Source organism: Staphylococcus sp. GDY8P54P, from assembly GCF_017892645.1.
GTDB lineage: Bacteria > Bacillota > Bacilli > Staphylococcales > Staphylococcaceae > Staphylococcus > Staphylococcus ureilyticus.
This window is the reverse complement of the sequence record NZ_JAESLN010000028.1, coordinates 1-13263: the sequence shown is the minus strand read 5'-3', so window position 1 is coordinate 13263 and position 13263 is coordinate 1. Positions and strand designations below refer to the sequence as shown.

11 protein-coding genes are annotated in these 13263 nt (G+C 34.2%); all 11 read right to left on the bottom strand.

Annotated features, from left to right (window positions below; all coding sequences use genetic code 11):
- Nucleotides 1-8 precede the first annotated feature (8 nt).
- Nucleotides 9-620 carry an orotate phosphoribosyltransferase gene (gene pyrE / locus KA883_RS08805; RefSeq protein WP_046208689.1) on the bottom strand — a complete coding sequence of 204 codons (612 nt, stop codon included), beginning with the start codon at nucleotides 618-620 and terminating at the stop codon, nucleotides 9-11.
- Complete coding sequence (gene pyrF, locus KA883_RS08800; RefSeq protein ID WP_046208690.1) at nucleotides 613-1317, bottom strand: orotidine-5'-phosphate decarboxylase; 705 nt, start codon at nucleotides 1315-1317, stop codon at nucleotides 613-615. Before pyrF ends, pyrE begins: the two co-directional genes overlap by 8 nt.
- A gap of 208 nt (nucleotides 1318-1525) precedes the next feature.
- Nucleotides 1526-4699, bottom strand: coding sequence for a carbamoyl-phosphate synthase large subunit (gene carB, locus KA883_RS08795; RefSeq protein WP_046208691.1), 3174 nt, complete (start codon nucleotides 4697-4699; stop codon nucleotides 1526-1528).
- Complete coding sequence (locus tag KA883_RS08790) at nucleotides 4692-5792, bottom strand: carbamoyl phosphate synthase small subunit (protein ID WP_046208692.1); 1101 nt, start codon at nucleotides 5790-5792, stop codon at nucleotides 4692-4694. Before KA883_RS08790 ends, carB begins: the two co-directional genes overlap by 8 nt.
- Nucleotides 5792-7066: a dihydroorotase gene (locus KA883_RS08785; protein ID WP_210139954.1), complete on the bottom strand. Its 1275-nt coding sequence runs from the start codon at nucleotides 7064-7066 to the stop codon at nucleotides 5792-5794. The genes KA883_RS08790 and KA883_RS08785 overlap by 1 nt, the downstream gene beginning before the upstream one ends.
- Nucleotides 7050-7964, bottom strand: a complete 915-nt coding sequence (locus KA883_RS08780) for an aspartate carbamoyltransferase catalytic subunit (RefSeq protein ID WP_046208694.1) — start codon at nucleotides 7962-7964, stop codon at nucleotides 7050-7052. The genes KA883_RS08785 and KA883_RS08780 overlap by 17 nt, the downstream gene beginning before the upstream one ends.
- Before the next feature lie 31 nt (nucleotides 7965-7995).
- Nucleotides 7996-9303: a uracil-xanthine permease family protein gene (locus tag KA883_RS08775; RefSeq protein ID WP_046208695.1), complete on the bottom strand. Its 1308-nt coding sequence runs from the start codon at nucleotides 9301-9303 to the stop codon at nucleotides 7996-7998.
- 303 nt (nucleotides 9304-9606) lie between these two features.
- The gene (gene pyrR / locus KA883_RS08770) at nucleotides 9607-10134 is read right to left on the bottom strand and encodes a bifunctional pyr operon transcriptional regulator/uracil phosphoribosyltransferase PyrR (RefSeq protein WP_046208696.1); all 528 of its coding nucleotides are present in this window, start codon (nucleotides 10132-10134) and stop codon (nucleotides 9607-9609) included.
- A gap of 519 nt (nucleotides 10135-10653) precedes the next feature.
- Nucleotides 10654-11571 carry an RluA family pseudouridine synthase gene (locus tag KA883_RS08765; protein ID WP_046208697.1) on the bottom strand — a complete coding sequence of 306 codons (918 nt, stop codon included), beginning with the start codon at nucleotides 11569-11571 and terminating at the stop codon, nucleotides 10654-10656.
- A 12-nt stretch (nucleotides 11572-11583) separates the two neighbouring features.
- Nucleotides 11584-12060 (bottom strand): signal peptidase II, encoded by a 477-nt coding sequence (gene lspA / locus KA883_RS08760; protein WP_046208698.1) that lies wholly within the window; start codon nucleotides 12058-12060, stop codon nucleotides 11584-11586.
- A gap of 136 nt (nucleotides 12061-12196) precedes the next feature.
- Nucleotides 12197-12991, bottom strand: coding sequence for a VOC family protein (locus tag KA883_RS08755; protein WP_145381263.1), 795 nt, complete (start codon nucleotides 12989-12991; stop codon nucleotides 12197-12199).
- Between the last annotated feature and the right edge of the window lie 272 nt (nucleotides 12992-13263).

The window sequence follows — 13263 nt, the reverse complement described above, 5'->3', positions numbered from 1 at the left end:
CTAACATTTTATGACAAGTTATCTCTCCAATCAACTAATGTAGTAATATCATTTTCAGAAATTTCTCCATTTTCTCTAGCAACCTCAATTAGTTCATTATAATTGCTTAATGTATAGAAGGGTATATCAGCTCGTGCAAATTGGTCATCTGCTTTTTTCAAACCATAAGTAAAGATTGCTACTACACCTAATACATTTGCACCTGCAGCTTTTAGTGCATCTACTGCAGTTATTGAAGAGCCACCTGTAGATATTAAATCTTCTATAACTACTACATTTTTACCTTCACTTGATGCACCTTCAATTTGATTCTGTTTACCATGGCTTTTGCTTTTTGATCTAACGTAATTCATCGGTAAGTTCATCACTTCTGAGACATATGCTGCATGTGGAATCCCGGCTGTTGCAGTACCTGATATAACTTCAATATCTTTAAAATGTGTTTCAATCAATGCTTGCAGGCCATCTCTAATATGAGTACGTACATCAGGAAAACCTAGTGTGATGCGATTATCACAGTATATTGGCGATTTAATACCTGAACTCCAAGTAAACGGATCATTGGGAGATAATGATACAGCTTTTATATCTAACAATGCTTGTGCAATTGATTTAGTCATGTGATTTCAACCAACTTTCTTTAATTTTTTGATAACTCGTTACCGGATTTTCACTTTGTGTAATCGGTCGTCCTACAACAATGTGTGTAGCGCCTAAAACACTTGCTTTTTCTGGTGTCGTAATACGTTGTTGATCATCTGAAGAAGTGTTTTCTGGTCTGATGCCTGGTGTCACTTTCAAGAAAGATTCACCTAATTCCTGTTTTACTAAATTTGCTTCAAGTGGTGAACATACAACGCCATCTAATCCTGATAATTGAGCTAGACGAGCATAATTCAACACTGCTTCATCCATTGTACTTTGGATATTTTGTTCATCACGCAACATTGTTTCTGTAGTCGACGTTAATTGTGTAACCGCAATAATTTTAATATTACTGTTATATTTTCTAATACCTTCTACAGCACGTTTCATCATTTCTGAACCACCAGCTGCGTGTACATTTACTAAATCGACATCTAATTTGCTTAAGCCTTCCATTGCTTTACCAACAGTGTTAGGAATATCATGCAATTTTAAATCTAAGAATATGCTATGACCACGTTTCTTAATATCAGTGATTAATGAAGGCCCAGTTTGATAAAAAAGTTCCATTCCAACTTTGACAAATAAAGGTTCATCAAATTGATTTAAAAATTGTGTAACCGCTTCTGCTGATTCAAAATCTAAAGCAATGATAGGTAGATTATTTTGCATATATATCGCCTCTCATCTATAGCTATTTTATTATATTTGCCAAGCGTGTATGGACATATGACAGCAATAATATTTTGGAATTTTTTTCATACTGACAAGGACGACTAAGAGAAAAATTTCATAAATATATTTTTATCCTAGCCGTCTATTGCCAATAGCATTTCTTTGCATTAAAGCATAAAAATTATTTCAGTTTTTTAATTATATTTTACATATTTTTCATCGTGAAAGTCATGCTTTCTATAACGGATGTTAATGCTTCTGCAGTATCTAATGAAGTTAGACATGGTACGCCATTTTCAACAGAGGCACGTCTAATTTGAAAACCATCACGTTCAACTTCTTTCCCTTTTGTCATCGTATTGATCACAATTTGAACATCATTCGTTTGTATACGTGATAATAAATCGTTTTCTCCACCAATTTTACCTACAGTTTCTGCAGTGATATGGTTACTTTCTAATTTTTTAGCAGTACCTTCCGTAGCTAATATTTTATAGCCGACTTCATTTAAGCGAGCCGCGATATTCACAATTTCATCTTTGTCTTTATCACTTACGGTCATCAATACCGTACCATAATCTTTTACTTCCATACCACTTGCTGTCAAACCTTTATATAATGCTTTTTCCATGGTTAAATCTTTCCCCATGACTTCCCCAGTTGATTTCATTTCAGGTCCTAAGGTAATATCTACATTTTTCAATTTGTTAAAGCTAAATACCGGAGCTTTAACAAAGACACCTTCACTATATGGTTGAACGCCCTCGTTATAACCTAAATCCTTAAGTTTCTCACCTACAATAGCGCTCATGGCCAACTGTGCCATTTGAATATGCGTAATTTTACTTAAGAAAGGAACCGTACGACTCGCACGAGGATTCACTTCTAAAACATAAACACCATCATGTGCAATGACAAATTGTATATTGATTAGACCTATGATATTTAGCCCTTTCGCTAAGCGAATTGTATAATCTTCTAATGTTTTAAGTTCATTTGGTGTCAAAGATTGTGGAGGATATACCGCAATCGAATCACCTGAATGGACACCAGCGCGTTCAATATGTTCCATAATCCCTGGAATAATTACCGTTTCACCATCAGAAATAGCATCGACTTCAATTTCTTTACCTGTGAGATATCTATCAACTAATACAGGATGATCCGGACTCGCTTTCACTGCTTGATTCATATAATTGGTTAACTCTTCATCGTTATACACGATTTCCATTGCACGTCCACCTAATACATACGAAGGTCTAACTACTACAGGATAACCGATTGCACGTGCATTATTGAGCGCTTCATCAGTTGACGTTGCTGTCTTGCCTTTAGGTTGAGGCACATCAATTTTATGTAACAGTGCCTCAAATTCTTTACGATCTTCCGCACGATTCAAATCTTCGAGTGACGTTCCTAAAATTTTCACACCATACTTTTCAATTTTATCTGCTAAATTAATCGCAGTTTGACCACCAAACTGTACTACTACACCTTTTGGCTGTTCAATATTTATAATATTCATGACATCTTCTTCTGTTAATGGCTCAAAATATAATTTGTCTGAAATTGAAAAGTCTGTAGATACTGTTTCAGGGTTATTATTGACGATAATAGCTTCATAACCAGCTTGTTGAATAGCCCACACAGCATGCACAGTTGCATAATCAAATTCGACACCTTGACCGATTCTTATTGGCCCTGATCCCAAGACTAATATTTTTTCTTTTTCAGTGATAATGGATTCATTTTCTTGTTCATACGTACCATAGTAATATGGTGTAGCTGATTCAAATTCTGCTGCGCATGTATCTACCATTTTATATACTGGTGAAATATTATGTTGTTTTCTTAAGTTATAAACTTCTGATTCTGACATATCAAAACGATGTGCAATAACGCGATCACTAAACCCATAACTCTTAGCAAATTTTAAATAATCTATATCTCCTTTGTATACTTTTAAGTCATGTTCTATATCAATGATGTGCAAGAATTTATTTAAGAAGAAGTAATCAATCTTAGTCATTTCGTGTATTTCTTCTAAAGATGTACCTCTTCTTATCGCTTCTCCTATAAAGAATAAGCGCTCATCATCTTGGTCTTGTATACGCGCTTTTATATAATCTAAATCGTATGTTTCACCATTTGGTAATCCCAAATGATGCACGCCATATTCGAGTGAGCGAATTGCTTTTAATAAAGACTCTTCATATGTTCGGCCAATCGCCATTACCTCACCAGTTGCTTTCATTTGTGTACCGAGCACACGTTCACCCTTTTCAAATTTATCGAAAGGAAAACGTGGGATTTTTGAAATAACATAGTCCAACGTCGGTTCAAATGCAGCATAAGAGGTTTTAGTGATTGGATTCAACATTTCATCTAATGATAAACCTATCGCTATTTTTGCAGCTAATTTTGCAATCGGATAGCCTGTAGCCTTAGAAGCTAAAGCTGATGAACGTGACACACGTGGGTTCACTTCAATTATATAATATTTCATTGAGTGTGGGTCTAATGCCAGTTGTACATTACAACCACCTTCAATGCCTAAAGCACGAATAACTTTTAACGACACATCACGTAACATTTGATATTCAACATCTGATAAAGTTTGACTAGGTGCTACTACAATTGAATCGCCAGTATGTATGCCGACTGGGTCTATATTTTCCATGTTACATACAACGATGGCATTATCATTTTTATCTCGCATCACTTCATATTCAATCTCTTTAAAACCTGCGATTGATTTTTCAATTAAGCATTGTGTTGCCGGACTGTAATGTAAGCCATTCGTTACTACTTGTTTAAACTCTTCATCATTATGGCAAATACCACCACCAGTACCGCCCATCGTGAAAGCCGGTCTCACAATTAATGGATACCCTACCGCTTCTTTAAATTCAAACGCCTGTTCTAGAGTATTGACGATATCGCTTTCTGGAACTGGAACATCTAGCTCATTCATTAAGTCTCTAAATAATTCTCTATCTTCCGCTTGTTGAATAGAAGCCAATTTAGTACCTAGTAATTGTACGTTGTTCGCTTCTAATACACCGCTATCATGTAATTGAATCGCCATATTAAGCCCTGTTTGACCACCTAATGTTGGTAACAGCGCATCAGGTTGTTCTTTACGAATAATACGTGCAATAAAGTCATGCGTTAAAGGTTCAATGTAGACTTTGTCAGCAATTTCATTATCTGTCATGATTGTAGCTGGATTTGAATTTACTAATATAACGCGATAACCTTCTTCTCGTAATGCTAAGCATGCTTGTGTCCCCGCATAATCAAATTCTGCAGCTTGGCCTATAATAATGGGTCCAGATCCTATAACTAAAATCGTTTTAATATCGTTACGTTTAGGCATTTGTCAAAATCTCCTTTTCTTTAAAGTCATGCATCATTTTAATAAATTCATCAAACAAATAATTTGAATCTGTAGGTCCAGGACTTGCTTCAGGATGATATTGTACTGAAAACGCAGGTAATGATTGGTGTCTTAAACCTTCAACTGTACCGTCATTAATCGCTATATGTGTTATTTCTAAAGGTGTACTGGCTAATGAATCTTTATCGATCGCATAACCATGATTTTGGCTAGTTAATGCTATTTTCCCACTCTTTAAATCTTTCACAGGATGGTTTGCCCCTCTATGTCCAAATTTCATTTTAAACGATGTAGCGCCTTGTGAAAGTGCAAATAATTGATGGCCTAAACAGATACCAAAGAAAGGAATTTTTCCTAAAATACCATTAATCATATTAATTGCAACTTTGACTTCTTCTGGATCACCAGGTCCATTAGACAACATGACTCCATCTGGTGACATTCTAATAATTTCTTCTGCTGTCGAATCATAAGGTACAACTGTAACATTACAACCACGTAAATTAAGTTCTCTCACAATATTTTGTTTTTTACCAAAATCTACAAGTACAACACTCAAATCATAACCCGTAGAGACATATGGTGTTTTGGTAGACACTGTTTTCACTTCATCTCTAGGTAATTCAATTACTTTCAACTCTTCTATTAATTGTGGAATATCTGCCTTATCATCTGTAAAAGCTGCTTTTAAAACGCCATAGTTTCTAATTTTTCGAGTAATACTACGTGTATCCACACCTGAAATACCTGGTATATCATAATCTTTTAACACTTCGTGGAATGTTTTTTGCATGCGAAAATGACTCGGATATGTGCTTGCTTCTTTGACAACAACACCATTCAATGTTGGTATCAAAGATTCAAAATCATCTCGATTAATTCCGTAGTTTCCTATTAATGGATAAGTAAACGTAATAATTTGCCCTGTATAAGATGGATCTGATATCGTTTCTTGATACCCAGTCATAGCCGTATTAAATACTATTTCGCCTTTCGTTAAATGGTCCGATCCTAATGGATAACCTTCATAATATGTTCCATCTTCTAAAACTAAATAGCGTTTTTGCAACATTACTTTTCCTCCTTAAATTTAACTTCACCTTCTACCAATGTTAATACTGGAGTTCCGTATACTTTTTCACCTATAAATGGTGTGTTTGACCCTTTTGACGCAAAATCTTCTGCCCTAATCTCTTTCTCGTCTTCTAAATTAATGGCAGTAAGGTCAGCTAAACCGCCCACTTCTAATCTTCCATATGGTAAATCAAATATTTGAGATGGTTTAATCGTTAAATAGTCAACCAATTGTTGCAATGACCAGTTACCATTTTTTACAAAGTGTGTATACAATAATGGAAATGCTGTTTCACTACCAACAATGCCGAAAGGCGCTTTTGTCATTGGTTGTGCTTTTTCTTCTTTCGCATGTGGCGCATGGTCTGTAGCAATACAATCAATTGTCCCATCTAATAATCCTTCGATTAGTGCAGCTCGATCTGCTTTACTTCTTAAAGGTGGATTCATTTTATAAATTGCATCATCACCAGGCACATCATCTTCTGTTAATAATAAATGATGCGGTGTCACTTCTGCTGTTACATGAATTCCTGCCTTTTTAGCATCTCTTATAGCTCGTACACTTTCTTTTGTAGATACGTGACAGACATGGTAATGTGCACCTGCTGCTTCAGCTAGCAAAACATCTCTCGCAATTTGTACCGCTTCACAAATATTAGGTATCCCCGGTATGCCTAATGCTTTACTACGTTCCCCTTCATGCATAGCGCCGCCATATATCAAGCTATTATCCTCACAATGAGCAACGACTGCTTTATTCACTTTAGCTGCTTGTTGCATAGCTTCATACATCATATTTGCTTGTTGTACACCTACGCCATCATCAGTAAAAGCAAATGTGCCTAACTGGGCTAAAGCTTCAAAATCAACATGTTCAGTACCTGCTTGCCTAACTGTGATTGCACTATATGGTAAAACTCTGACGTGTGCATTTTCGTCGATTAATTTGTTTAAACGTTCTAAATTTTCAACAGAGTCAGGTACAGGTCGTGTATTTGGCATTGGACAAACTGTCGTAAAACCGCCTCTTGCAGCTGCTTGTGTTCCCGTTGCAATTGTTTCTTTATGTTCACCGCCTGGTTCACGCAAATGTACATGAACATCAACTAAACCTGGAGCAACAAAGTGTCCTTTTAAATCAATGATTTCAACATCGGCATCAACCTCTATGTCTGACGCAATTTTTTTTATGGTTTTACCTTCTATTAAAATTGAAGTGGTTTTAAGTTCACCATTTTCTAAGATTTTCGCATTAGTTAGCAATTTCATTTATTGCTGCCTCCTTTGTTTGTAATATATACTCAATTACTGCCATACGTGTATACATACCATTTTCCATCTGTTTAAAGATGCGAGATTTTTCTGCTTCTACTAAGCAATCATCTATTTCAACACCGCGATTGACAGGCGCGGGATGCATAACAATTGCAGATGACTTCAATCGATTATAACGCGCTTTTGTCAAACCAAAATTTTCATGATAATTTTGATTTTCAAAATTCATTGTTTCTTCATCACCATGTCTTTCATGCTGTACTCTTAGTAGCATGACAATGTCTATGTCCTCTATGACTTTATCTATATCAACATAAGGTGCTTCTAAAGTGTCATCTCTCCACGCTTCTGGACTTGAGAACATCACATTTGCACCGAGTGCGGTTAAACTTTGAAAGTTACTTCTCGCTACACGGGAGTTTTTAATATCTCCACATATTAATATATTTAAATCTTTAAAGGTTTCATACTCTTCGTATATTGTCATTAGGTCTAATAAACTTTGTGTTGGATGCTGTCCACTACCATCACCTGCATTAATAATCGGTAACTTAAGTGAATTTAAATCATTATAGTATGTTGTATCTGAATGTCTAATTACTAGAACATCTGCACCTACTTGTTCTAATGTTTTACACGTATCGTATAAGCTCTCACCTTTTTGAACAGAAGAAGTGCTCGTTTCGAAATCAATCAGTTTTAATCCTAATTTTTGCTCTGCTACTAAAAAGCTACTTTTCGTACGGGTAGAATTTTCAAAAAATAAGTTTGCTACAAATTTGTCTTCATAATTATGTGGTTTAAATGATCCATTTTTAATACCACTTGCAATTTCTATTAGTTCATAAATCTCATTTGTAGTTAGATGTTCCATTGATAGTAAGTTATCCATTTTTTCAGCCTCCTAGTATTGAAATAGACGTTTATTTATTTGACTCAATCTCTTGCGGTAAAATTAAGTTTAGTAGAATACCTGCCAATGCTGCTAATGCCATCCCTTCAATTTCTAAATTTATACCTATACCATTCAGATTGAAGACTAGGTTGCCAATACCTATAACTAATATGACTGATGCGATGACTAGATTTCGGTTACTTGCAAAATCAACTTCACTTTCTACAAGCATTCGCAGACCACTTGCTGCAATAATTCCGAAAAGTAATATCGATACACCTCCCATAACAGGGGTTGGTATAGATGAAACTAATGCTGTGAATTTGCCTACAAAACCTAATATTATAGCGATGACTGCAGCACCTCCAATAACATATATACTATAAATTTTCGTGATAGCTAAAACACCTATATTTTCTCCGTATGTTGTACTTGGTGGGCCACCTATAATACTTGCAAACATCGTTGACACTCCGTCACCAATAATTGATTTGTCTAATCCTGGATCTTTAAAGAAATTTCTTCCTACGATTTTGTTAATCACCATTTGATGTCCAATGTGCTCACTAACTGTCACAAAAACGATTGGTATTAAGACAAGTACTAAACCTAGATGAAATGATGGTGTGTAATCTTTAAATGGTAGGTACACTTCTGGAAGTTGCAGCCATTTTGCTTCAGCTACAGGTTTAAAATTAACAAGCCCCATAAATATTGACACAATGTACCCCGTTATAATGCCGATTAATACAGGTATAAGGGACAAGAAACCTTTAAAGTATCCTTGAACTATAATCGTCACCAGCAGCGTAATCATTGCTACTACTAAATAACTTAAGTTATAGCCTTTCATATCTCCTGAATTTTCAAACATCGCCATATTGACTGCAGTAGGAGCCAGACTCAAACCAATCACCATAATAACTGGTCCAACAACAACCGGGGGAAGTAAGTGCATAAGCCACCCTGTTCCACTTAACCTAATAGCTAATCCAATAAGCACATACATCACTCCGCTCATAAACAATGCTACTAACATGTCACCTAAGCTATGTGAATTCAATCCAGTTATGATTGGTGTGATAAATGCGAAACTTGAACCTAAATATGCGGGTATTTTCGCTTGTGTAATTAATATATATAATAATGTCCCTATCCCTGATGCTAGTAAAGCAGATGATATCGGTAATCCAGTTAAAAATGGTACGAGGACAGTCGATCCAAACATTGCAAATAAATGTTGAGTGCTTAGAAATGCCCATTGTCCTAACTTAGGTTTATCTCGTACATCTAATACTGGTTTAGCTGTCCGTTCAAACATTGTTTCATTTTCCATGACTTTCCGCTTCCTCTCATAAAAAAAGTCCCTTTACATTGTTTTCATGTAAAGAGACTTAAAAAGTATCTATCCTCAAATCAAAATTCAGCTTGTTCAAACAACATTACGACTTAAATCATCAGCATTGCTGTTTGAATAGTTAGCTTAAATTAAGTTCAGATGATATGGAGAGAATCTATAGTATATGTTTTTTATAATATAACTATATTTTGAAGTGTGGCTTCCTAGAAACTTGCCTTTGACTTCCACATGATTCTCTTCCCTTTCTCAGTCTCTCGTACTGAATTAAAAGGTGTTGATTTATTCAATTACAACTGCATTTCTACTATCTATTTCACTAAGAAAAACCGAGACAGCTTCTTCTCTAGCGGTCGGTATATTTTTACCAACAAAGTCTGCGCGTATTGGAAGCTCTCTATGTCCACGATCAATAAGCGTTGCTAATCCTATTTTTCTAGGTCTTGCATATTGAAGTACTGCATCAAGCGATGCTCTAACTGTACGCCCAGTATATAGAACATCATCCACAATAATCACGACTTGATTTGTTATATTGACATCAATTTCATACGTCTGTTCTGCAACTTGATCTATTGTCTGTTCTAAATCATCTCTAAATTGTGTAATATCAATCGTACCTGTCGGGACAGTTATTTCCTCAATTTGTTCAATTTTTTGTTGGATACGTCGTGCTAAAAATGCCCCTCTTGTTTTAATGCCTAATAAAATTAATTCATCAGTACCTTTGTTGTATTCTAAGATTTCGTGTGCAATACGTGTAACGGTTCTTTGTATTGCTGCTTCATCCATAATTACGCGTTCTGACATTTTGGGCACCTACCTTAATTTTAATGATATTAAAAAAACCTCACATCTTCAGAAGACATGAGGTAGCGTAATAAAATATTACAAACAAAATGTAGAGACATATCTAAAACTTAGATGATTTCTCCATCATAACCATTTTTGTACTTGTGATTATGACTTTTATCGCGTTTTACGAAAAACTACGATGGCTTTAGCTATTGTTATAACTTAAATACTTTGTTTGTATATTCTATTTTCATTACATGTCTTCGAAGCCTCTCTGGACTTTCAATTAAAGACGTTCGTTCTTTATTAAACTGTCATTATATTATCATGAATAACATATCGTTGCAAGTCTATATTAGAATATCGTTCGTTTTATAAAAGCGATCGTTTGCCTTTAAATCATTTTTTCACTTCTAGTCATCCTTGTTGGGGTGAGATAACGAAATCTAATTAATAAAATTAGATTTCTGTTCCAATCCCATTTATATATCATGGTATTATCTAAAATTCACGATATAACTTAGCAAAGCATTATTAATTATCAGATTTACGAATATCATTTAAGAGTTGCTCAAATTCCTCTGGTAAAGGTGCTGTCTTTTCAATATACGCTTGTGTAACTGGATGTTCAAAACCGATTACTGCAGCATGCAATGCTTGACCACCAATATCTAATGTTTTTTTCTGACCATATTTGGGGTCTCCTACTAATGGGTAACCAATGTATTTCATATGCACACGAATTTGGTGAGTACGGCCTGTTTCTAACTGACATTCTATTAGTGTATATTTATTAAAATGTTCTAATACATTAAAGTGAGTAATCGCGTCTTTACCATCATCAACTACAGCCATAGATTGGCGGTCATTCTTATTTCTACCAATAGGTGCATCAACAGTACCATAATCATGTGGAATGCTACCATGTACCAATGCAATATATTTACGCGTTACTGATTTATCTATCAACTGTTCTACTAAACTACGATGTGCAACATCATTTTTTGCAATCATTAATAACCCGGAAGTGTCTTTGTCAATACGATGTACAATCCCTGGACGTATCTCTCCGTTTATACCAGATAAGTCTTTCATTTGATACATTAGTCCATTTACTAATGTACCCGTATAATGACCTGCTGATGGATGTACTACCATCCCTTTAGGTTTATATACAATTGCGACATCATCGTCTTCATAATAAAAATTCAGATTAAGATTTTCTGGTTTAATATCTGCCTCAACAATTTCTTTCTCAGTTACTATAATTTTATCATTTGACTTAGTTTTATAATTGGATTTTATCACTTTACCATTGACTTTAACCAGGCCTTCTTTAATCCAATCTTGCATTTGAGTACGTGACCATTCAGTATTAAATTCAGGCAATAATTTATCTATTCGTTGTCCTACATTAGCTGGGTCATCTATATTAAACTCATGAAATTCCATACACTATCTCTCCTATTCTTCTGTCCTCATATCCCTTAATAATGCGATTATTACTAAAACGACGCCTATAGTTAAACTAGAATCAGCTACGTTAAATATTGGAAAATTATAACTAAATATATAAGTATCAACAAAGTCTACAACTTCACCATTTAATACACGATCAATAAAGTTACCTAAAGCACCAGCAAACAATAAACTTATAGCAATTTGCATTAACAAATTATGCTTCGCTTCTTTTATAAAAAAGACAATGAGTATGATCAGAATAATGACAGTTATAATATAGAAAAAAGCCATCTTTCCACTTAAAATTCCCCATGCTGCACCATTATTTCTATGTGAAGTGATACTCAAAAAATTAGGGATTACTTCAAATGAGTCACCAATTTGCATTGTTTTAGTTATTATAAATTTTGTGATTTGATCTAATATAAGTATAACAATTGTTATAAATATAGAAATACCCATATAGTACTGACGTTTCATGTCTGTACCTCCTATTTGTTCTTCGTGCGGTCGCTTTTTACAACAACTCTCATTATATCCTAATCAAACTTATAAAAAAAGTTACAGTTCAAATAATAAGTTAATTTTTTTAAATGTTATTAAAATAGACATTATTCTAGAGTACGGAATAATAATTAAACCTAAATTGAATACCATCAGGTCCAGCTAATAATTTATGTGTTGTTTCTGGAAAATGAAAATCTACACACGCTAAACCATAAGTTCTATGATTTTCTATACGTTTTACACTTGATAACCAATTATTCACTACGAGATGTTGGTGATAACCATTTGAAGCTAAATAAACCGCACTGTCAGTTTCTACAGAAGAAGGTACCAAACCAAAGTAATTTTTATAATATTGCTTAACTCTATTTAATCGAATTGTTTTTAAATTTATATATCCAATAATACTTTCATCAGGAATACCTTGCCACTTCTCATCTGAGACATAAGTTAGTAATTTAGGTACATTTAATGGTTTTGTTTCTAAAACTGCTTTTTCATTTTCAATAGACCATTCATCAATGGGATTATCTACATAAAACTCCAAGCCGTTTCCTTCCGTATCTTCTAAATATAATGAAGTTGAAATGTCGTGTTCGCCACCATTGATAGGTATTTTATATTCACTGAATTGCACAAGCAAGTCTGCTAAGTCTGTTTTAGATGGTAATTTTATCGCTAAGTGAAATAAACCTGCTTCTGAAACAAGAGGTTCTCTTCCCATATTAATTTGATTAAGTGTCATGAAGTGATTTAGATTACCAACCTCATATTGAATTGTAGAATATGATTCATTTACTACATTTAATCCAATAATATCTCCATAAAATTTTTTCATTTCATCTTTATCTCTTACATTTAATATAATGCCATTTACAAAATGGGCACTTTCGTTATGGAACATATTTAACACCTTTCTAATTGCTTATTGCATCCATTATATCTGATTTATTTAATTTTAAATTTTAATATGCTCATTTTAATCTTACTTTTGGATTCGTGAAATAACTCGTTTCATTTTTATATTAGCGAAAAGAAAACCTGGGACATCGTACTGATGTCTCAGGTTTTTCAAAAATATTAGTCATAACTTGTTTTAATGTAAAAATACATATCGCACTTTTTATAATTCTATTTAAATACATCAGAACAAAACGATAAAGTCCGTATAATTGT

Coding starts and splice junctions, on each gene's coding strand:
- pyrE (WP_046208689.1), bottom strand. CDS start 620: ATGACTAAATCAATTGCACAAGCATTGTTAGATATAAAAGCTGTATCA.
- pyrF (WP_046208690.1), bottom strand. CDS start 1,317: ATGCAAAATAATCTACCTATCATTGCTTTAGATTTTGAATCAGCAGAA.
- carB (WP_046208691.1), bottom strand. CDS start 4,699: ATGCCTAAACGTAACGATATTAAAACGATTTTAGTTATAGGATCTGGA.
- KA883_RS08790 (WP_046208692.1), bottom strand. CDS start 5,792: ATGTTGCAAAAACGCTATTTAGTTTTAGAAGATGGAACATATTATGAA.
- KA883_RS08785 (WP_210139954.1), bottom strand. CDS start 7,066: ATGAAATTGCTAACTAATGCGAAAATCTTAGAAAATGGTGAACTTAAA.
- KA883_RS08780 (WP_046208694.1), bottom strand. CDS start 7,964: ATGGATAACTTACTATCAATGGAACATCTAACTACAAATGAGATTTAT.
- KA883_RS08775 (WP_046208695.1), bottom strand. CDS start 9,303: ATGGAAAATGAAACAATGTTTGAACGGACAGCTAAACCAGTATTAGAT.
- pyrR (WP_046208696.1), bottom strand. CDS start 10,134: ATGTCAGAACGCGTAATTATGGATGAAGCAGCAATACAAAGAACCGTT.
- KA883_RS08765 (WP_046208697.1), bottom strand. CDS start 11,571: ATGGAATTTCATGAGTTTAATATAGATGACCCAGCTAATGTAGGACAA.
- lspA (WP_046208698.1), bottom strand. CDS start 12,060: ATGAAACGTCAGTACTATATGGGTATTTCTATATTTATAACAATTGTT.
- KA883_RS08755 (WP_145381263.1), bottom strand. CDS start 12,991: ATGTTCCATAACGAAAGTGCCCATTTTGTAAATGGCATTATATTAAAT.